Source organism: Cohnella lubricantis (assembly GCF_014212015.1).
Lineage (GTDB): Bacteria > Bacillota > Bacilli > Paenibacillales > Paenibacillaceae > Cohnella > Cohnella lubricantis.
The window spans coordinates 16613-36837 of sequence record NZ_JACJVN010000050.1 but is presented as its reverse complement, the minus strand read 5'-3'; the positions used below and the strand labels follow the sequence as shown (position 1 = coordinate 36837).

At 57.0% G+C, this 20225-nt stretch carries 18 protein-coding genes; 2 read left to right on the top strand and 16 right to left on the bottom strand.

Translation table 11 applies throughout. The annotated features are described in order from the left end of the window. Positions 1-263 (top strand): hypothetical protein (locus H4Q31_RS12590; RefSeq protein ID WP_185179412.1); only part of this gene is annotated, 263 nt, incomplete at its 5' end. Between the two features lie 124 nt (positions 264-387). On the opposite strand, the gene glnA is transcribed toward H4Q31_RS12590, so the two are convergent. The 11 genes from glnA to liaF form a co-directional block, all read right to left on the bottom strand. Next, positions 388-1812 carry a type I glutamate--ammonia ligase gene (gene glnA, locus H4Q31_RS12585; RefSeq protein WP_185179411.1) on the bottom strand — a complete coding sequence of 475 codons (1425 nt, stop codon included), beginning with the start codon at positions 1810-1812 and terminating at the stop codon, positions 388-390. Between the two features lie 365 nt (positions 1813-2177). Then, positions 2178-3200 carry an LLM class flavin-dependent oxidoreductase gene (locus H4Q31_RS12580; protein WP_185179410.1) on the bottom strand — a complete coding sequence of 341 codons (1023 nt, stop codon included), beginning with the start codon at positions 3198-3200 and terminating at the stop codon, positions 2178-2180. Between the two features lie 183 nt (positions 3201-3383). Continuing rightward, on the bottom strand, positions 3384-4445 hold the full coding sequence (gene aroF / locus H4Q31_RS12575; protein ID WP_185179409.1) for a 3-deoxy-7-phosphoheptulonate synthase: 1062 nt from the start codon (positions 4443-4445) through the stop codon (positions 3384-3386). A gap of 137 nt (positions 4446-4582) precedes the next feature. After that, positions 4583-5077: a DUF2062 domain-containing protein gene (locus tag H4Q31_RS12570; protein ID WP_185179408.1), complete on the bottom strand. Its 495-nt coding sequence runs from the start codon at positions 5075-5077 to the stop codon at positions 4583-4585. Positions 5078-5121: 44 nt separating this feature from the next. Further along, positions 5122-6069: a 4-hydroxy-3-methylbut-2-enyl diphosphate reductase gene (locus tag H4Q31_RS12565; RefSeq protein WP_185179414.1), complete on the bottom strand. Its 948-nt coding sequence runs from the start codon at positions 6067-6069 to the stop codon at positions 5122-5124. Positions 6070-6101: 32 nt separating this feature from the next. Beyond that, on the bottom strand, positions 6102-7640 hold the full coding sequence (locus H4Q31_RS12560; RefSeq protein ID WP_185179407.1) for a sensor histidine kinase: 1539 nt from the start codon (positions 7638-7640) through the stop codon (positions 6102-6104). Positions 7641-7646: 6 nt separating this feature from the next. Continuing rightward, positions 7647-8333: a response regulator transcription factor gene (locus tag H4Q31_RS12555; protein WP_185179406.1), complete on the bottom strand. Its 687-nt coding sequence runs from the start codon at positions 8331-8333 to the stop codon at positions 7647-7649. A 132-nt stretch (positions 8334-8465) separates the two neighbouring features. After that, positions 8466-10070, bottom strand: a complete 1605-nt coding sequence (locus H4Q31_RS12550) for a S1C family serine protease (RefSeq protein ID WP_185179405.1) — start codon at positions 10068-10070, stop codon at positions 8466-8468. 310 nt (positions 10071-10380) lie between these two features. Further along, positions 10381-11043, bottom strand: a complete 663-nt coding sequence (locus tag H4Q31_RS12545) for a response regulator (RefSeq protein ID WP_185179404.1) — start codon at positions 11041-11043, stop codon at positions 10381-10383. 31 nt (positions 11044-11074) lie between these two features. Next, entirely contained in the window at positions 11075-12085 is a 1011-nt protein-coding gene (locus tag H4Q31_RS12540; RefSeq protein WP_185179403.1) for a sensor histidine kinase, read from the bottom strand. Between the two features lie 4 nt (positions 12086-12089). Then, on the bottom strand, positions 12090-13037 hold the full coding sequence (liaF, locus tag H4Q31_RS12535) for a cell wall-active antibiotics response protein LiaF (protein ID WP_185179402.1): 948 nt from the start codon (positions 13035-13037) through the stop codon (positions 12090-12092). Positions 13038-13296: 259 nt separating this feature from the next. Here liaF and H4Q31_RS12530 point away from each other — a divergent pair, with 259 nt between their 5' ends. Beyond that, positions 13297-14574, top strand: a complete 1278-nt coding sequence (locus tag H4Q31_RS12530; RefSeq protein WP_185179401.1) for an ammonium transporter — start codon at positions 13297-13299, stop codon at positions 14572-14574. A 61-nt stretch (positions 14575-14635) separates the two neighbouring features. On the opposite strand, the gene H4Q31_RS12525 is transcribed toward H4Q31_RS12530, so the two are convergent. The 5 genes from H4Q31_RS12525 to thrS form a co-directional block, all read right to left on the bottom strand. After that, positions 14636-14926, bottom strand: a complete 291-nt coding sequence (locus H4Q31_RS12525; protein WP_311771728.1) for a hypothetical protein — start codon at positions 14924-14926, stop codon at positions 14636-14638. Positions 14927-15079: 153 nt separating this feature from the next. Further along, positions 15080-16519 carry a methyl-accepting chemotaxis protein gene (locus tag H4Q31_RS12520; RefSeq protein ID WP_185179399.1) on the bottom strand — a complete coding sequence of 480 codons (1440 nt, stop codon included), beginning with the start codon at positions 16517-16519 and terminating at the stop codon, positions 15080-15082. Between the two features lie 152 nt (positions 16520-16671). Beyond that, positions 16672-17115 carry an RNA polymerase sigma factor gene (locus H4Q31_RS12515; RefSeq protein ID WP_245347154.1) on the bottom strand — a complete coding sequence of 148 codons (444 nt, stop codon included), beginning with the start codon at positions 17113-17115 and terminating at the stop codon, positions 16672-16674. A 191-nt stretch (positions 17116-17306) separates the two neighbouring features. Then, positions 17307-17945, bottom strand: coding sequence for a 3D domain-containing protein (locus H4Q31_RS12510; protein WP_185179397.1), 639 nt, complete (start codon positions 17943-17945; stop codon positions 17307-17309). Between the two features lie 80 nt (positions 17946-18025). After that, positions 18026-19966: a threonine--tRNA ligase gene (gene thrS, locus H4Q31_RS12505; RefSeq protein ID WP_185179396.1), complete on the bottom strand. Its 1941-nt coding sequence runs from the start codon at positions 19964-19966 to the stop codon at positions 18026-18028. Positions 19967-20225 lie beyond the last annotated feature (259 nt).

The following is a 20225-nucleotide window of genomic DNA, read 5'->3' as shown; positions in this document are numbered from 1 at the left end:
TGCGCGCGCACGTCACGCTCGCGCGCAACGGCGGGCCGGGCAGCGGCGAGCCTTCGGCGATCGCCGCCGCATGGCGCCGCGCCGTCGCGGCGCTTGCGCCAGCGGACGCCGCAGGCGCCGGGGCTGGCGCAAGCGTCGGCGTCAGCGATGCGCTCGCTTGGACAGCCGGCGGCGTCACGCTGTTCCGCACGCATCTCGGCCGCCGGCCAAGCTACGAGCGGATGCTGGAATTCCCATTCCCCCCGGGTGATGGCTTAGGCTGATAAACCAACGCGTATAACATTTCGACACCAATAGAGAGCTCATCAAGCACTTCAGCGCCTTCAATCAACAAAAGAAAAGCTCCCCGAAGGGAGCTCTCCTGTTAGCGGCATATGCCGCAGTTGATTAGCAATCGAAGTACAGGCCGTACTCGTGCGGATGCACGCGAATGGCAACCGATTTGGCTTCGGCGCGTTTGAACCCGACGTAGTTGTCGATGAATTCCTTCGTGAAGACGCCGCCTTCGGTGAGGAATGCATAGTCGGCTTCCAAAGCGTCCAGAGCTTCATCGAGCGTGCCTGGAACGCTGCGAATTTCCTTCTTCTCTTCGTCGGACAGTTCGTAGATGTTCGTGTCGAACGGTCCATAGCCGAGAGCGCGCGGGTCGATCTTGCGCTTGATGCCGTCCAGACCTGCCATCAGCATTGCCGCGAAGGCGAGGTACGGGTTCGCCGTGGAGTCCGGCGTACGGAACTCGATACGGCAGCCCTTCGGCGTAACCGCAGCAACCGGAATGCGAACGGCCGCGGAACGATTGCCTTTGGAGAAGACCAGGTTAACCGGCGCTTCATAGCCCGGAACGAGACGCTTGAACGAGTTCGTGGAAGGGTTCGTAATGGCGATCAGGGCCGGAGCGTGGTACAGGATACCTCCGATATAATTCAGCGCGATTTCGCTAAGGTTAGCGTACGCACCCTTCTCCCAGAACAAAGGCGTACCTTCGTTAAAGATGGACATATGAACGTGCATGCCGCTTCCGTTGTCGCCGAACATAGGCTTCGGCATGAACGTGGCGACTTTGCCATATTGGCGAGCCGTGTTGTGCACGATATATTTGTACTTCATGAGATTGTCGGCTGTCTTGGTAAGCGTGTCGAAACGGAAGTTGATCTCCGCTTGGCCGGCCGTAGCGACTTCGTGGTGATGACGCTCGACGCGAAGACCGGATTCTTGGAGCAGGCGAACCATCTCGCTGCGGATGTCTTGCTGGGAATCGACCGGAGCGACCGGTACATATCCGCCCTTGACGCCTACTTTGAAGCCGAGGTTGCCGCCATCTTCTTTGCGGTTCGTGTTCCAAGCCGCTTCTTCAGAGTCAACGAAGAAGGAAGAAGAGTTCATGGTGGACTCATAACGAACTTCGTCGAAAATGAAAAATTCGGATTCGGGAGCGAAGAATGCGTCGGTGCCGACACCTGCTTGTTGCAGATACTCTTCGGCTTTGTGAGCGATCGAACGCGGGTCGCGCTCATAGCGCTCGCCGTCCGGCGTATGGATGTTGCTCATAATGATCAGCGTGGAATGTGCCGTGAACGGATCGACATAAGCCGTCTCTGCATCAGGCATCATGACCATGTCCGATTCTTCGATACCGCGGAAGCCCGGGATCGAGGAACCGTCGAACGCAACGCCGTTAACGAAAGTCTCGGCTTCGACTTCACTAGCCGGAAGCGTAATGTGGTGCGCGCGGCCGGACAGGTCGATGAAACGGAAATCAACGAACTCGATGTTTTTTTCCTTGATCAAATCCAATACATTTTGAACGGACATCTTCGAATTTCCTCCCCATTTCCGAACATTAAGTCCTTACTTTGTGTTAAACGTTCTACTTTAACCTTCTAACTGACGCTATTATAATTCTCGTTATTAGGGAGCGTCAATAGTTATGTAAGGTATTTTTTGTGGAAGTGTAAGCTATCCTCACACTTTCGCAAAAGGTTACTTTCCTTTCCCAGCAAGCGTTAAAGCGTTTTCTTTATCCATGTGCAGCGGTGATAGGTATTCCGGCCTCTTCATCGCTTTGTAACAGATTCCTCTGAACTTCCTGATGAGAATCCGAACATGCCAGTTCCTCTCGCCTGCCTGCGCAGCGCCGCCGGCAAGCAGGCGATCGGTTGTGAGACTGGCGAAAGAGGTCAGCGCTGTCTCTGCGGGAACATCTCGGCCAACAGCTCATAACTGCGCATGCGCAGCCGGAAATCTGACATGAGGCAGTTGACCATTACCTCCTCTGCGCCATAGCTGGCCGCAAAAGCCGTCAGCGCGCTCCTCACCCGATCCGGGCCGCCAACGATCATCCGCTGCCGATTCTCGGCGATCCTCGTGCGATCCCATTCGCTGTACGGGTAAGCGGACGCCTCCTCCGGCGTCGGGAACGGCTTGCCGAACTCGCCCTTCTCTTGATAGAGAAGCCGCAGGTCCATCGCAGACGCTTCCCGTTCGGCAGCCGCGTCGGAATCCGTGCAGATCACGAACACGCAGACATTCACCTTCGGCTGCGCGCCAAGCGGACCCGGACGGTAGTGTCTCCGATAATCACGAACGGCTCCCTGGCCCCCATAGCCGTTAATGAAGTGCGCGAACGAGAAGCCGCTGCCCATCTGTGCCGCAGCGGCCGCGCTATAACCGCTCGAACCGAGGAGCCACAGCTCCGGCACCGTCTCCACCAGCGGCGTTGCCTTTAACCCCGCGAGCGGATGCTCCCGTCCCAGCGGAGGCGAGATCTCCAGATAAGAAGCAAGCTCCCGAAGCGACTCGGGGAACCGCTCGTCCGGCTGCTTCGGCGCGCCGCCGCGAAGCGCGACCGACGAGAGCGGCATTCCGCCGGGTGCGCGGCCGATACCGAGATCGATGCGCCCCGGATACAGCCCCTCAAGCACGCGGAAATTCTCCGCAACCTTATAAGGGCTGTAATGCGGAAGCAGCACGCCTCCGGATCCGATGCGAATATGGCGTGTGTACGCTCCGATCGCAGCCAGCAGCACCTCCGGCGACGAGCCGGCCAACCCCGGCGCATTATGGTGTTCGGACACCCAGAACCGCGAATACCCCATGCGATCAGTTGCACTCGCCAGCTCCAGCGTATGCCGCAGCGCCGCCTGCGCATTCTCTCCCGGCCCGATCGGAGACTGATCCAAGACGCCAAGCGTAAGCTTCATACGCTCACCTCCCTTGATGAACAGTATGCGCGGCTTCGCTCCGGAAGAATAGGATCGAATGACAGCCCATGCCGGGGCGGCAAGCGTTAGGACTGCCCGTGTGATCAATTCGAAGAGCCGCCTTCCAGGCCCGGAATCCGGCCCTAGAAGACGGCTCTTGTTCATGCGGTAAGCTGCTCGAGCTTACTTCTTCCAGGTCAAGAATTCACTAACTGCCGCCTTCTCCGTATCGAAACGCTTGCCCATAAGCGGAGCAAGCTGCGCCAGCTCCTTGAGCAGCTTGGCGAACTGGTCCGGGAACAGCGATTGGACGCCGTCGCCCGTCGCCGAATTGTCGGGATCGGTATGCATCTCGATAATGAGACCGTTCGCTCCCGCCGCGACGGACGCCTTCGACATCGTCTCGACCAGCTCGCGGCGGCCGGTCGCGTGGCTTGGATCGGCGATGACCGGCAGGTGAGAGAGCTGCTGAACAACCGGAATCGCCGCCAGATCGAACGTATTGCGAGTGTAGGTCTCGAACGTGCGGATGCCGCGTTCGCAGAGCATAACGTTCGGGTTGCCGCCCGCCAGAATGTATTCGGCCGCGTTCAGCCATTCATCGTAGGTCGCGCTGAAGCCGCGCTTCAGCAGCACCGGATTCTGAATTGTGCCTAATTTGCGAAGCAGATCGAAGTTCTGCATGTTCCGCGTCCCGACCTGCAGAATGTCGGCGTATTCGGCGCAGACCTCGACGGTCTCAGGCGTCATCACTTCGGTAATCGTGAGCAGGCCGTACTTGTCTCCGGCTTCCTTCATCCACTTCAAGCCTTCAATGCCGATGCCCTGGAAGCTGTAAGGACCCGTGCGCGGCTTGAACGCGCCGCCGCGCAGCACTTGGCCTCCGGCCGCCTTCACGAGACGGGCGATCTCGTCGATCTGCTCCGGCGTCTCGACCGCGCAAGGGCCGCCCATGACCACGAGATTATCGCCGCCGATCTTCACGCCCTTCACTTCAATGATCGTATCGTCCGGATGGAAGTCGCGGCTGGCCAGCTTGTAAGACTTCGAGATCTTGATCACGTTCTCGACATCGCGCATCGAGCGGATGTGCTCCGCCAATTGCGGATCCGCCTTGCCGATAATGCCGATGACGGTGCGGTCGACGCCGCGGGACACGTGCGCTTGAACGCCTGTCTTCTCAATTTGGTGAACGATCTCTGCGACTCTCTCTTCGGAAATATGGGGTGAAGTAATCACGATCATGCCATTCACTCTCCTGTATGTTTTAACGCTTATACGCTTCGACGCTTATACGCTTTTAAGTGCTAAAGCAACTATATCGAAAAAAAGGCAGGTTGTCAATTGCCTGCCTTCCATATTCGACTGCTTCTCGCCTATCGCTAGACCGCATTCGCATCCGCGCGGGCGCGCTGCAATCTTCGCTTCTCGCGGCGGTTGCGCTTGAACACATTGATGCTGTACCGGATCGGGAAGTAGCATAGCAAAGCCAGAATTGCGCCGTCGATCACGCCGCCTACGATCAGCTTCAAGTTCATCAACAGGAAGTGGTTAATGTAATTCGGCAGGAATGAGATATTCACCGCAAAATCTTGAGGCAGCACCCATTTGGCCATCTGATTGTTCACGAACGCCATTGGAATATAGATGATCTTCCCGAAGATGAATCCGACGAGCGATGCGGCGAGACTTCCTCTCAAGATGTAGTTCAGCGGAAAAATGAGAATGAATGACGTCCCATAGGTCGGCAGATTAAACATTTCAACGAACAGCCCGATAGCGAAGCCCATTGCGACGACGGATGCTCCTCCTTTGGCACGGAGTAGCTTGACGTATTGGAACTTCAGCCAGCGCGGCAGCTTGCGCAGTTTATTCATAGGCGCTCCTTTCTTCTGTCTGCGGCGCCAGAGTGCCTCCATTCCTAGATCGATTTCTCCCTTACGGCAGGCAACAGCTTCTTCATGTTGACCGTTCGGCGAATCTCCCATGTATCAGGATTGGAATGATCGTATTGCTCTAAATATTGAATAACTTCCTTCGTCAGCGGAGTCGGCGTCGATGCGCCCGAGGTGACCGCAACGCGGTCCACTCCCTTCAGCCATTCCTGCTTAATCTCCGACACATCCGCCACCCGATAGGCCGGAACGCCTGCGATCTCCGAAGAGACCTGCGCGAGCCGATTCGAATTGTTGCTGCGGGGATCGCCGACCACGATGCAGAGCTGTGCTTGGCCCGCCTGCTCCGCAACGGCTTCCTGCCGAATCTGCGTTGCGAGACAGATCTCGTTATGAATCTCCGCCGACGGATAGGCCTCCAGCAGCTTGGCGATAAGCTGCCGAACATCCCATTGTGACATTGTCGTCTGATTGGTGATTAGAATCCGATCCCCGCGAATCGACAGCTCCGCGATATCCTGCTCCTTCTCGATGAGGTGCACATGCTCCGGAGCGATGCCAAGCGCGCCTTCCGGCTCGGGATGCCCCTTCTTCCCAATATAGATGACCTCGTACCCTTCCGCCACCTTCTCTTGAATCAGGTCGTGCGTCTTCGTTACGTCAGGGCATGTCGCGTCTACGATCGTCAAGCCTTTCTCGCGGGCGCGCTTGCGTACCTCCGGCGACACGCCGTGGGCGGTGAAGATGACCGTGCCTTGATCGACCTGCTCCAGAATATCCAGCCGGTTCGGTCCGTCAAGCGTAATAATGCCCTCATCCTTGAACGATTCCGTCACGTGGCTATTGTGGACGATCATTCCTAATATATAGATGGGGCGCGGCAGTTCCAGGTTCCGGGCCGTCTGAAGCGCCAGAACCATGGCATCCACCACGCCATAGCAATAACCCCTTGGGGATATCTTCACAACTTCCATTGCCAGCCCTGCTTTCTCGCCCTCCGATGTTCTCAAGACTCCCTCTCCGGGAGCTGCGGGCGTACGGATGGTTCTATTATACCGTAATCGCCGGGTCGGGAAAAGTCGACAGGAAGCCAAACGATAAATGTCGTGCCTTCTCCGAGCTTCGTGCGAACCTCCAGGGTGGCGCCGTGCATGTCCGCGATCCACTTGGCGATCGACAGCCCCAGTCCCGTTCCCTGGGTCTGACCTCGGGAGACGTCCACGCGGTAGAAGCGATCGAAGATGCGGGGAACTTCGTCCTTCTTGATGCCAATCCCTGTGTCGGCAATGGCTAGACCAACCATATCGTCCTTGCGGAGCGCTTCGAGCCGGACTTCGCCGGAAGGCGTGTATTTGAACCCGTTCTCGATGAAAATAAACAACAGCTGCAGCAAATAATCGCGATTGCCGCGAACCGCAACTCCTTCGAGTACGTCGAGGCTTCCCAGCTTCCAATCCGCCGTGCGCGGCAGGTAGACGGCGCGGCGCGCGGCTTCCTCGGCGAGCGGCTTCAGCTCTACGCGCTCCATCGGCATATCGTAGCCGGCGTCCGCTCTCGCTAGCGACAACAGATCATTGACGAGCCGGCTCATGCGGCGCGCCTCGTCGGCAATGTCATGAATCGCTTCCTTCGACAGCTGCTCGCGCTCTTCGAGGCTAAGATTGGAGGAAGAAGACGACTGCGTGTCGTCCGGGTTCGAAGCGAACGCCTTCAGGCTCGCGGCTTCCCATACCTTTTCGAGGAAATCGACGTTCCCCCGAATGGTCGTCAGCGGCGTTCTCAGCTCGTGCGAAGCATCGGAGACGAAGCGGCGCTGCGCGACGTAGGTCTCCTCCAGCCCCTTGTAAGCCCCTTCGATCCGCGCAAGCATATGGTTCAGCGTGTGTGACAGCCGTCCGATCTCGTCCTGGTTCTCTACCGGAAGACGGACGCTCAGGTCGGAGCCGCTCTGAATCTGCTCCACCGCCCGCGCGACTTGGCCGATCGGACGCAGCGCCTTGCGCGAGAGGAACATGCCTAGCAGGAAGGCCAATGCCAAGCCGACGGCTCCCGCCAGGAACAGAATGGTTCTCAGCGCCGCTAACATATTCTCTTCCTTGCCTATATAAGCGGCGACTTGGAGGAGTCCGATCACTTTGTCGCTCCCTCTCACTCTGACAGGAGTCTCGTAGAGCAAGAAGGGTTTGCCTTCCAGCTTCGTTGTGACATAACGTACTTTGGCGTCTTGCTTAGCCGGATAATCCAGATTGGTACCATAGCCGAAAGTCTTGGAAGTCACTGCGCCTTCGTCGCTGTTCAAATAACTGACGATCTGAATGCCGGTCAAATTGTAATCGATCGTGGCCGGAGTGGTGAACCTCAGCTCTACCCCATTCTGGCCCGGCGCGCCATAAGGCTGAACCGCCGCGACTTCATCGTGGAGCCTGGTCTTAAGGTCCTTCATTGTGTTTATGCTTACGACATAATAAACCAGGACGCCGAACACAATCAGCGTCGCAGCCAGCAGGCTGGAATACCACAAAGTCAGTCGAAGCCGGATGGACATGGCGGATCAGCTGTCCCCTTTCAGAACGTACCCGGCCCCTCTAACGGTTTGAATGAGCCGCTTGCCGCCATGCTCCTCCAGCTTCTGGCGCAGCATGGCCACATAGACCTCCAGCACGTTCGATTCGCCGCTGTAATCATAACCCCAAATACGCTCCATAATTTGATCGCGCGACAGCACCCGCTTCGGATTCTGCATGAAGAGATGCAGCAGATCGAACTCTTTGGCCGTCAGCTCGATCCGTCTGTCCCCTCTGACAGCTTCCCGCGCGTCCACGTCCAACAGCAAATCCTCGTAGCGCAGCTGGCTGTGGTCGTCCGCCTGCTCCGGACGGCGGCGAAGGAGCGCCCGCACGCGGGCCATCAACTCCTCCAGCGCGAACGGCTTGACTAAGTAGTCGTCTGCGCCCAAGTCCAGACCCTTCACGCGATCCTGTACGTCGTCCTTCGCCGTCAGCATTAAGATCGGCGAATGAATATCCGCAGTCCGCATGCGGCGGCACACTTCCCAGCCATCGAGCTGCGGCATCATGACGTCCAGTATGACCAGATCGGCATGCCGACCGAGCAAGACATGCAGACCTTCCTGCCCGTTCTGCGCCGTCGTCACTTCGTAGCCTTCGAACGCAAGGCTCCGCCGAAGCAAAGAAGTAATTTTCTCATCATCGTCAATGACTACAATATGCGGTCTCATCGGTATACCCCTTTAGGTCCATGGTATGAATGCCTGATTGCCATAAAGTTCTTATCATTATAGTTCCATTGTATTCAAAAAGGGGCAGTCCCGAAAGACTGCCCCCTTCTCCGCGCCCGGATCGCCGTCGTCTTATTGTTGCTGCTGTTGTTGCTGCTCTTTCTCGAACTGATTCTTGTCGCCGATCTCGACGGTGAGGTCCATCTTCTTGCCGGCGCGGACGATATTGAGCGTAATCTTGTCGCCGACGTTCTTGGACTGGATGACGTCGATTAACTCTTGGCTTGACTTATAAGACTTGCCGTCGATGCCGGTGATGACGTCATACTGGCGAAGGTCGCCTTTGTAAGCGGGAGATCCGAAGAGCACGCTGTTCACGTAAGCTCCGTTCGTGCTGCTGAGGCCGAGCTGTCTTGCCAAGCCTTGCGTCAGATCGCCCAGCGTCGCGCCGATGAACGGGGACGGCTTCGCCGGAATCTCCGTGTTCGTCTTCAAGTTCTCCAGCACTTCGCTGATCGTGCTCGTCGGGATCGCGAAGCCAATACCTTGCGCCTCCGAGCTGACAGCCGTGTTGATGCCGATCACTTCGCCGTTCAGATTCAAGAGCGGACCGCCCGAGTTACCGGGGTTGATAGACGCGTCGGTCTGCAGCAGGTGCTCGTAATTGCGCGTGCCGTTCGTGTCCTGAATCGAGATCTCGCGTTCATTCGAGCTGAGCACGCCAACCGTCACCGTATGGTCGAATCCGTATGGGTTACCGATGGCAACGACCCAGTCGCCCATGTTCATCGCATTGGAGTCGCCCAGCTTCAGCGTCGGGAAGTTGCTGCCTTCGATCTTCAGAACAGCCAAGTCCAGATCGAAGCTCTTGCCCAGAACCTCCGCCGTGAACGGTTCTTCGTAGCCGTTAACCGTTACTTTGACTTGAGCGGCGCCGTCAATGACGTGCTCGTTCGTCAGAATATAACCGGTTGAATCGAAGATGAAGCCGGAGCCCATGCCTGTCTCTTGGAGGTTGTCGTCGCTGCCGCCTCCATTGCTGCCATTGCCGCTGCCGCCGCCGCCATAGTCATCCCCGAAGAATTGGCGGAAGAACGGATCGTTGAACAAACTGTTGCCGCCGGAATTGGACTGTACGTTCTGATAGGTCTCAATCTTGACGACGGCCGGACTCGCTTGCTCGAAGATCTTGGAGATATTGTTCGGGCGAACCGTGTCTACGGCGTTGTTAACCGAGTTGCTGACCGCCTTGGCGTTAGATGTCTGCACTGGGCCAGCGTTATTCGCTAGCGCCGTATCCGAGAACCAATTGTAGTGGTCAGAGGCGAACATTAAGGCACCGACAACGACAACTCCTGCCAGGAAGGAGGCGAACATCGCGCGGAGCGGCGAGCGTCTGCGCGGCGGATTCTCCCAGTTGCGTCCGCCGCCGGATACGGTGAACGGGCGGTACTCGCGGTTCGACGGAAGGTTATGGCCGCCGTTGTCGCTTGCGCCGTAGCCTGAGCCGGATGCGGATCCGAACGGGCCATACGTATACGTTGTCTCCTCCGGGTTCGCACCCTCATCTTCGCGGCCGGCGACGCGGGAGCGATAATCCGATCCCTCGCCTACTTCGATGCGCTCCGCTTGAGCCTCGCGCGCTCCGTTCTCCTCCGGCTGCTTCTCACGGCTGCGGTCTTCGCTATATCTAAACCCAAACAAATCGTCGTCGCGTCTCTTGAATTGATCATCCATCGTTCATTCCTCCTCAGTATCGCCATATTCGCCTGTTGCGGCGAATGGTTATGCGCTGTGCTTGACTCTATATTCGCCTTTTAACCTTAAAGGTATATTAAACCGAACTGAACTTGAACTAAAAGATGAACGGAAGATGAACATACTCGAGCTTCTCTCCGGAAAAACCTCAGCGCCCTCCGGTTATCCGGAGGGCGCGTATTCTCGTTGTCGATGAAGGCCGAAGAAGGAACTGAGCGAATAGATGAGCCAGCCCTCATAGACCTGCTTGCATATAGATCTAGCTTGTCCGAATTCCCGCCTTCTTATGCTATTTAGCCCAGCCTTTGCGATGAGCATAGATGGCGAGCTGGGTGCGGTCCTCCGCTTCGCATTTGACCAATAGGTTGCTGACGTGCGTCTTAACCGTCTTGATGCTGATGAACAGCTCATCCCCAATCTCCTTGTTCGACTTGCCTTCGGCGATCAGCATCAGCACTTCCCGCTCCCGTTCCGTCAGCCCTGCGCCAGCCTCCTGCGAAGAACGCCTGCGCAGACCTCTCGTCAGCGATTGCGAGACCTCGCCGCTCATAACCGGCATGCTGCGCATAGCTCCCTGCATCGCGTAGATCAGCTCTTCCGCAGACACCGTCTTCAGCACGTAGCTGACTGCCCCGGCCTCAATCGCTTCAACGACTTTGTCATCCTCGAGGAAGCTGGTCAAGATCATAATGCGAAGGGCCGGGTATCGCTTCAGCAGCTCACGGGCGGCATCGACGCCGTCCATGCCCGGCATCATTAGATCCATGAGGACCAGATCCGGCATGGCGCCTTCGAATCCTCCGCGGGATAACGCCTCCAATGCCTCTTCTCCGCTCCCAGCTTCGCCAATGACTTGGAATTTAGGTTCAAGCATCAAATAAGTGCGCAGACCGGTCCGGACCATCTCGTGGTCGTCTACGATCATCACCTTGCATTGTTCGTCCGCGTTCATCTTCACTACTCCTTTCAAGGTCGAATGGAGCTCATATTTTGGGGAACCATACGCGAACTCGCGTGCCGGAGCCCGGCTTCGTCAAGATCTCCGCGTCGCCTCCGAGCTTCTGCGCCCGCTCGCGCATCGTGGACAAGCCGTAAGCCCCCGTACGAATCTGTTCGGCCCTGAAGCCCGAACCGTCGTCTTCGATCTGAAGCGAGATCTGGCTGTTCGTCTCGCCAAGCGCAAGCCGGACGTCCTTCGCCTCGGCATGCTTAACGACATTGGCCATCGCTTCCTGGATGATGAGGAACAATTGATACTCCATCGCTTCAGACAGCTTCAGATTCTCCTGCAGGTCCAACGTTCCCTGAAGCCCGTTCTGGCGGCAATAATCGGGGAACCAGCGATCCAGCGCTTCGGCCAGCGACCGGCCCTGCAGCTCCATCGGACGCAATTGCGCGATTAAGCCGCGCATCTGCTTCTGAGCCGAGGAGGACATGACAATCAGTTGCTGCATCACTTGCCGGCCTTGCTCCGGAGCAAGCTCCATCAGCTTCGGAAGGGATGAGGAGGCCATATGGAGCGCGAACAGCTGCTGGCTCACCGTGTCGTGCAAATCCCGGGCTAGCCGGCGGCGCTCCTCCAGAACGGCTTCTTCCTGCGTCGGCGCTTCTTCCAGCACCTGCTGTTCCCCGAATGCGCGAAGCAGCTTCATGTTGGCGTCCTGTCTCTCCATCAAGCGATTGAAGTCAAGATAAGTCTCCGAGAAAGCATCGGCCTTCAGCTCGGGCAATCTTACGCTCCCTTGGTTCGAGGCAGCTTGCTTCATCGCTAACTGCAATTGATCGATCCGCCGCTCGGCACGCTTCCCTAACAGATAAGCCACGGCAACGTCAACGAGCAGCAGTCCGGCGGCCCACCCTGTCCACCATTGAACGTCCGGCAGGTTGCCATGCGTCCTTGTCCACCCAATATACACGAGCGCCATCATCACAAGAGTTGCGCAGCCAGAGTAGAAAGCCCACTCCCTCTTGCTGTTGCGTATGAGCCCCCGCATCCGGTTAACCTACCTTCGTGACGCGAACGTCGCCGATGAAGGTGCTGACCACCAGGACGACCTGCTTAGAGGCATCCATGAAGCTTGGCGTCTCTACGTTGATCTGATTAAATAATCCGCCGCGCTTCTGTTCCATTACTTTGACGTCCCCGATCAAGCTGCTTGATACGACGCGCACGCCGAACGAGTAATCCTCCGGCACGAACACTTTGACGTCCCCGATGAAGGTGGACACATAAATTCTCGTCTCGCCGTAAGGAATCTGCGCCCTAGTCAAATCCAGCTTCGTATCGCCGATGAAATGCGAGATGCTCATAGGCCGCAGCTCGAAATATTCCTGGCCGATGACGAAATCTCCGATGAACCGAGAATGATTCTCCCGCCCTGCGAAGCCAGTACCGCTCCGCCAAGGCGGCTGTTGATAATGGCTGCTTATCGGCGGCGGCGGCAGCGTTCCGGAAGCCGCGGCGCGCGCAGGATTCGGAGATTCCCGATCATACGTCGTCTCGAGCGGAGCCTGCGGCTCATGCGGGGCCGGCGGGACGGGCGGCGCCGGCGGAATCGGCGGCGTCACAGAATTCCAGCCTTCCGGCGTCTGGTGATCGGGGCGGGTTCGGCCTCCGGTGCGAACCAGCATGCGCAAGCCCCAAATAATGATCATCACGGGAGCGATAATTCGGATAATGTCGCCAATGTCCCAATCGAACAAGCCCAAATTGCGGCCCAAGAAGAAGACGCCTGCCAGGATGACGATCGAATTCCAGCAGAAGCCTCCCTTGCGCTGAATAAGAAGCCCTTGGATACCGAACAAGATTGGAAAGACCGGCCAGAATAAGCCGAGAAATTCGCCGATGCCGATGGAGATCGTCCCCGTCTGATTGAGTAGAAATACGGTTCCGACGCCGACCATGATCAGTCCCCATATGATGCGATTCATCGTAGATTGCTGCATGCCAATAGCCTCCTTGGACGTGAAGTCCAGCTATTACTCTTCTAATTTTTAATGGTTCACAATGCCATTATAGAGGAACCCCAATGTATCTTACAGCGGCGCAGGATGGAAATGGGCCTCGGTCTCGAGACCGAGGGAGAAGGCATGAATGTGAAAATGTCTGACATCATCCGTTGACATAGGTAACTTATCACTATATAATTGGTGCGATTTTGAAGGATTTATGTCAGGTTTTTATAATAGATATGGAGATGAACGCATGCAGCTCGCCGATTTGTCCAACGGACTTGACACCGTATGGGTTGTCCTCACTGCGGCCATGATTCTGCTGATGGAAGGCGGATTCGCCTTGCTCGAGGCTGGATTCGTCCGGCAAAAGAACGCCGTGAGCATCATTATGAAAGTATTCGTCGATATCGCCTTCGGCGCCTTGGTCTATTACATCTTCGGCTTCGCCTTCATGTATGGCAAGGATGCGCTGGGCTTGATCGGCCTGACCGGCTTCACCATGTCCGGCGATCTCGCGCACCTGCCGGCCAATATCTCTCACGATACGTTCTGGCTGTTCCAATGCGCCTTCGTCATTGCGGTGATCTCTATCGTATCAGGCGCGGCTGCCGAACGCATCCACTTCCGTGCCTATATTGTCTATACCATCGTTATGACGGGGCTGATCTATCCGATCTCCGGCCACTGGATCTGGTCTCCTAGCGGCTGGCTTGCGAAGCTGGGCATGATCGACTTCGCCGGCTCGGCCGCGATTCATGCGCTTGGCGGCTTCGCTGCTCTGGCCGCGGCCATGTACCTAGGCCCTCGCATCGGCCGATACGGAGAGGACGGCAAGGTCCGAATAGTCCCTCCTTCCAATCTGCCGCTTGCTTCTGTCGGCGCTTTCGTCCTCTGGTTTGGTTGGTTCGGCTTCAATTCCGGAAGCACGCTCAGCGCCACCAACGCCGGCATTGGGCATATCGCCGTCACGACGATGCTTGCTGCTGCCGCCGGCTGTGCCGCCTGTATTCTATTCACCATGCTGCGCTATCGCAAAGCCGATCCTCCAATGGTTATCAACGGCGCGCTCGCCGGTCTCGTCGGTATTACGGCCGGATGCTCCGTCGTCTCCGACGGAGCCGCCATCCTCATCGGCGCCGTGTCCGGCGTCTCCATGGTGCTGGTCAGCGAATGGCTGGAGAAGCGGCGAGTCGATGACCCTGTCGGCGCTTTCGCCGTACACGGCGTCAGCGGCAGCATCGGCACACTTGCCGTCGGATTGTTCGCGCTGCCCGGCGCATCCGCGCACAGCGGTTTATTCTATGACGGCGGCCTGCGCTTGTTCGGCGTACAAGCGCTCGGACTTGCCGTTGTCGCCGTATGGGGGTTCGCATTGACGTGGGTAACGCTTCGACTGATCTCCCTGTGGAAGTCCGTCCGCGTCTCGGCTGACGAAGAACGAGTAGGACTCGACGTCAGCATCCACGGCGTGCCTGCTTACAGCCAAGAGCGCGACTTTATCGACGTCGACAAGCTGCGGGAACCTTAGACGCAAACGAGCTGCCCGTGAGACCGAAGTCTCTTGCGGCAGCTCGTTTGCGTCTATCTAGTTACAAATCCGAGATCTCGATAGGCATCTTGCCTTCGAGCATCTCCCGGTATCGGCGGATCTCCTCGCGAAGAAGGCGCGCCTTCTCCATCGGCTTCTTCACGTAATGTATATATTCTACGGCGACATGGTGGTCCGGCTTCTTGCCGGCCAGCATTCTGCGAATAGGCGACATTGTCCGATAGGCTTGCTCTTCCTTGCGGATCCGGCGCTCGTATCGTTCGACCATCTCTTCAATATCGGCTATTTCCTGTTGGCGCTTCTCGATCAGCGATTCCAGGAAGGAGAACACCTCGGCATTTCTCCGTTGGGAGGCATTCCCCGCGGGAATAGAACCGGCCGTTTCATGCATGAGATATCACCTATCTATTCTTGTTAACTATTGTGACAATTATTTATATTGTACAGGATAAAGTCCAATTTGAGAATGTCTATGTCAGGTTTTTTAGCTAAAAACCACAATGTCGATCCCAACAACCCCGATCGGACGCTGTTCCGCGCCGCGAAGCGGCATGGCAACCGTCAAGCAAGGACGCTTCGTAATTGCTGACACATACACCTCGGATACGAACGTCTCGCCATTCATCGCGCGCTGCCACCATTCTCTTCCCTTGGCGTTAAGCAGACCAGCCTTCGGCTCCGAGAAGATAAACGTGCCGTCGCTGCGATTGGACCAGATCGCCTCCAGCCCCTTCGTCTCGGCGATCAGCCTTCCGAGCTTCTGCCGATGCATCAGCTCGTCCAGCCCTGCGAGAGCGGCATCGGAGGCCACAAGAGAGAGCCACTCCATCCAATGGGCCGCATCCGCACTAGCGTTCGCCCCATTCTGGCCATTCCAGACGCCAACCCCCGTCTGACGCACCGCCTCCGCCAGTTCGTCAGCCGCCAGCCGAACTTCGCTTGATACGCGGCCCAGATTGGCAATTGCCGAGCGCTGCAGTTCGTTATGGGCAATCGTGTCGTCGACGCTCGCCACCATGACCTGAACCGAATCGACCACTTCCTTCAACCGTTCATCTGCGTAAACCGTTCTCTCCGCCTGGGCTGCAGCCGCTTCCAGCGTCTGCCCGGCCTGCTCATCCACCTTGGCGATGTGATTATAGATGGATTTCATCCGTTCCCGGTTCAATTGCATCTCTGCCAGACCGCGGGAGACCGACTTCTTCTCCAGATCGACGGAGGCGACGACCTCCTGGATGCCGACCTCAATGTCCCGAACGACCGAGGTCGAACGCATGACTGCTTCGCCGCTCTGCTCCGCAAGCTTGCGAATTTGTCCGGCGACGACGGAGAAGCCGCGCCCGTATTCGCCGGCATGAGCCGCTTCGATCGCCGCATTCAAGGCAAGCAGCGACGTCTCGGCGACAATCTCGTGAATGAGCGCGTTCATCTCTTCGATTCGCTTCGTCTTGGAGATCAGATCGCTGATTCTCTCCTCCATCGTTCCGTGATGCAGGGACAGGTCGTTCATCACCTCATCCGTCTGATGGAGGGAACGCACCACGTCGTTAACGACGTCTTTAGCTTCCCTGCTCTGATCGCTCATCCGTTCGGATACGTCCTGAATTCGCTCGGCGGAAGCCGCCACTTCTTGCAGCGAAGCGAATGCCTCCAAGAGCCGTTCCGACGCGCCGCGGCTATTCCTGCGCAGCCGTTCTTCTTGATCGGCCGCATGTCCCGCGATCTCCTCCAGTTGTCCTAAGCTGGAATCCACTTCCGCGACCGCTGCCTGGAGTCGATCGGACGTAACGACCGCCTCTCCAATAATACGCGCCAATGCTTGGTTATCCGAATTGGCCGCAGCAGCCCCTTTCATTCGATGAGATTGCGCAACCGATTGATTACCTTGATTGCGCCCGCGCATCCATTGCCGCCATTGTGCCACTTCAATCACCCTCCCGTTCGCAGCTCGTCCCTTAGAAATGTAACATTTTCTAACATTATACGCGGTGTTTAAATAAAAAGGAAGAGGAATGAACATCTCATCCCTCTTCCCAACATCCTATGTAAGTCCTTTATAAGTCCTTGTTCGCTCGGTCAGATTCTCGTCGAATCCTCTTTGTCCTGAGCTCTTAACCTTTCCTTGCCCCGATGAATGCGCGACTTGATCGTTCCGACAGGAAGATCGAGGAAAGCCGCAATCTCTTCATCTCTAAATCCGTAATAGAATTTGTACAGCAGCAACGTACGAGTCGTCGGATCCAATCGGCCCAGCAGATCGGAGAGCTCCGTCAACAATTCCGGGTCGGATGCCGTCTTGGACACTGAATCGTAATCTTCCTCGCTAGCGAAGGAAGAAGCCTTGCGTCTCGCGCGATTCGCATTGGAAGCCAGGTTAAACGTAATCGTCTTCGCCCAAGGAATCAGTTTATCGGATTCCCGCAGCGTATCCCTTTTCTCCAATATTCGTATCCAAGCTTCTTGCACGATATCCGATGCATCGTTCTTGCAATACAGCTTATGACGAGCAACCCGCAGCATTTGTCGATAAAGCTCGTCTAAGGTGTCATTCCCCAAACTCGCACGGTCCGATGGTCCGGAGTCTTGAAGGAAGTACGTCATGGCAGAGCGGTCACTCCTTGGAGAAAACGTATGACTCTCCATTCATTGTATCATACCTGCAATCAAAAGAGAATAATTCCCATTTACTTAGCAAAATGCGACAAATTTCTTTATCCCGATACCGGTATTCCCTTCTCGGATGCGAGCACTTCGCTGATAATGGAATTAAACATGGTCTCCGTAACCTTGCCAGTTCCTCGCTTAACGATTCGTACGTCCACCGTCCGTTTGCCCCATTCCCGGTACACTTGCTTCGTGGAAGGGAAGTAGAGATCGATCTTGTGGCCCTTGATTCTCGCTCCCGTGTCAGCTACGATGCCATAGCCATAGCCCGGGATGAACAACACCGTCCCGATCGGGAACAGCTTCGGGTCCGCCGCGATCGTCGACAGCTTGCCTCTTCGGACTTTCACGCCGGAATAAGTAATGCCGTACTGCGGATGCCCTGGACGTTTGCCAGTCGATTCGACGCCAGCGGTATACCCGGTTGCCAGAACGCGGACGATCTGTCCTGCGGCAGCTTGGCTGGCGTCTCTATGCTTCGATGCCTTGGAAGCTGTTGGATTCTTCTTCTCCTGCGCTGCCGCAGGCGCAGCGATGGCGCTTACGAATTGCGCTTTGTCATTTAGAGAAGCTTCGCTCCCGCTAACCCCCTCCGCTTCGGCAGGTCCGAGCAGAGCGAGCAATATCGGCAGCACAACCCACTTGCGGCCGTAACGTTTCGGCATAACCAAAAAGCTTGCTGACATATGGTCGCACACTCCCCTGAGCGGAAGGGTCTCCAAAGCCAGCAAGCTTTATTCAGCTATCGATTAACGGTTAGTGCAGCTTAATCCACGCGCTTGGAGGCAATCTCCTCATGCAGCCGCGCGATCAGCTCCGAGACCGGTTGAGCTCCTAGATCCCCTTCGCCGCGGCGGCGTACCGATACGGTACCGGCAGCCTTCTCGTTCTCGCCGACGATGAGCATGTACGGCACTTTCTCGAGCTGGGCTTCGCGAATCTTGTAGCCCAACTTCTCGTTGCGCAGGTCGCTCTCGGCGCGAATGCCGGCGTCCAGCAGCTTCTCGTTCAGCTCGCGAGCATAATCGTCGTAAGCTTGGCTGACCGGAATGACGCGAGCCTGCTGCGGAGCCAGCCAGAGCGGCAGCGCGCCAGCGAAGTTCTCGAGCAGGAAGGCGGTCATGCGCTCCATCGTGCTGATGATACCGCGGTGAATAACGATCGGGCGGTGCTTCTCGCCGTCTGCGCCTACATATTCAAGCTCGAAGCGCTCTGGCAGCAGAGCGTCGATCTGCGCGGTGGACAGCGTCTCTTCTTTGCCAGTTGCGGTCTTAACCTGAACGTCCAGCTTCGGACCGTAGAACGCAGCTTCGCCTTCGGCTTCGAAGAATGGCAGGCCGAGCTCTTCAACTACCTCTCGCAGCATGCGTTGGGTCGTCTCCCACATGTTGTCGTCCGGCCAGTATTTCTCCTTGTCCTGCGGATCGCGGTAGGAGAGGCGGAATCGGTATTCCTTCAGGCCAAAGTCCTTGTACACGCGCTGGATCAGCTCCACGACCCGTTTGAACTCTTCCTTGATCTGGTCCAACCGGCAGAAGATATGCGAATCGTTCAGCGTCATCGCCCGCACGCGGTGCAAGCCGGTTAGAGCGCCCGACATCTCGTAGCGGTGCATCGTTCCCAGTTCGGCGATACGAAGCGGCAGATCGCGGTAGCTGCGCATCTCGCTCTTGTACACCATCATGTGGTGCGGACAGTTCATCGGTCGCAGGACAAGCTCTTCGTTGTCGAACGCCATCGGCGGGAACATATCCTCCTTGTAATGCTCCCAGTGGCCGGAGATCTTGTACAGCTCGACGTTGGCAAGCACCGGCGTATAGACGTGCTGATAGCCGAGGCGATCTTCCAGATCGACGATATAGCGCTCCAGCGTGCGACGAAGCTTGGCCCCGTTCGGCAGCCAGAGCGGCAATCCTTGGCCGACTTCCTGGGAGAAGGTGAAGATGCCAAGCTCCTTGCCGAGCTTGCGGTGATCGCGCTTCTTCGCTTCCTCGAGGAAGTGCAGATGCTCGTCAAGCTGCGGCTTCTTCGCGAAGGCGGTGCCGTATATCCGCTGCAGCATCTTGTTCTTGCTGTCTCCGCGCCAGTATGCGCCGGCGACGCTTAGCAGCTTAAACGCCTTAATCTTGCCCGTCGAAGGCAAGTGCGGACCGCGGCACAGGTCGAAGAATTCGCCTTGGTCGTAGATCGTAATAACGGCGCCTTCCGGCAATCCCTCGATCAGCTCGACCTTAAGCGGATCGTTGAGTTCCTTGTAGATGCGCAGCGCTTCTTCGCGGGAGACAACGCGGCGGGTGATGGGGAGATCTTCCTTAACAATCTTCTCCATCTCTTTCTCGATCTTGAGGAGATCGTCCGGCGTGACCGACTGCTCCATATCGATATCGTAATAGAAGCCGTCTTCAATAACCGGCCCGATGCCCAGCTTCACCTTGTCGCTGCCGTACAGCCGCTTAAGCGCTTGAGCCATCAGGTGAGCGGTACTGTGGCGCATAACCTCCAGGCCTTCCGGGTTATCGAGCGTCAGAATCTCCAGCGATACGTCTTCCTGAAGCTCCGTGTTCAGATCGACAACCTTTCCGTTCACCTTCCCGGCGACAGCGTTCTTCTTCAATCCTTGGCTAATGGCGCCGGCTACGTCTGCGACAGTGGATCCGGCTTCGAATTCCCGGACGGAGCCGTCCGGCAGTCTGATCTGCAATGCCATGTGTGAAACCCTCCTAACGAATTGGTTTGGCCTTGACGTGAATGCATTCGTCGGCAAGGGACGAGGCGCGGCAGCCGAACCCGAAAGTCCGGAAACAATACAAAAAGCACCCGTCCCGCAGGGACGAGTGCCGTTAGCGCTCTCGTGGTTCCACCCTTATTCAACCGGCCCGATTCTCACGGCCGATTCTCAGGCATGATATAACGGTCATGACCCGGCAGCGCCTACTGTCGCCTGATGGCGGCGAGTTCGACGCAGC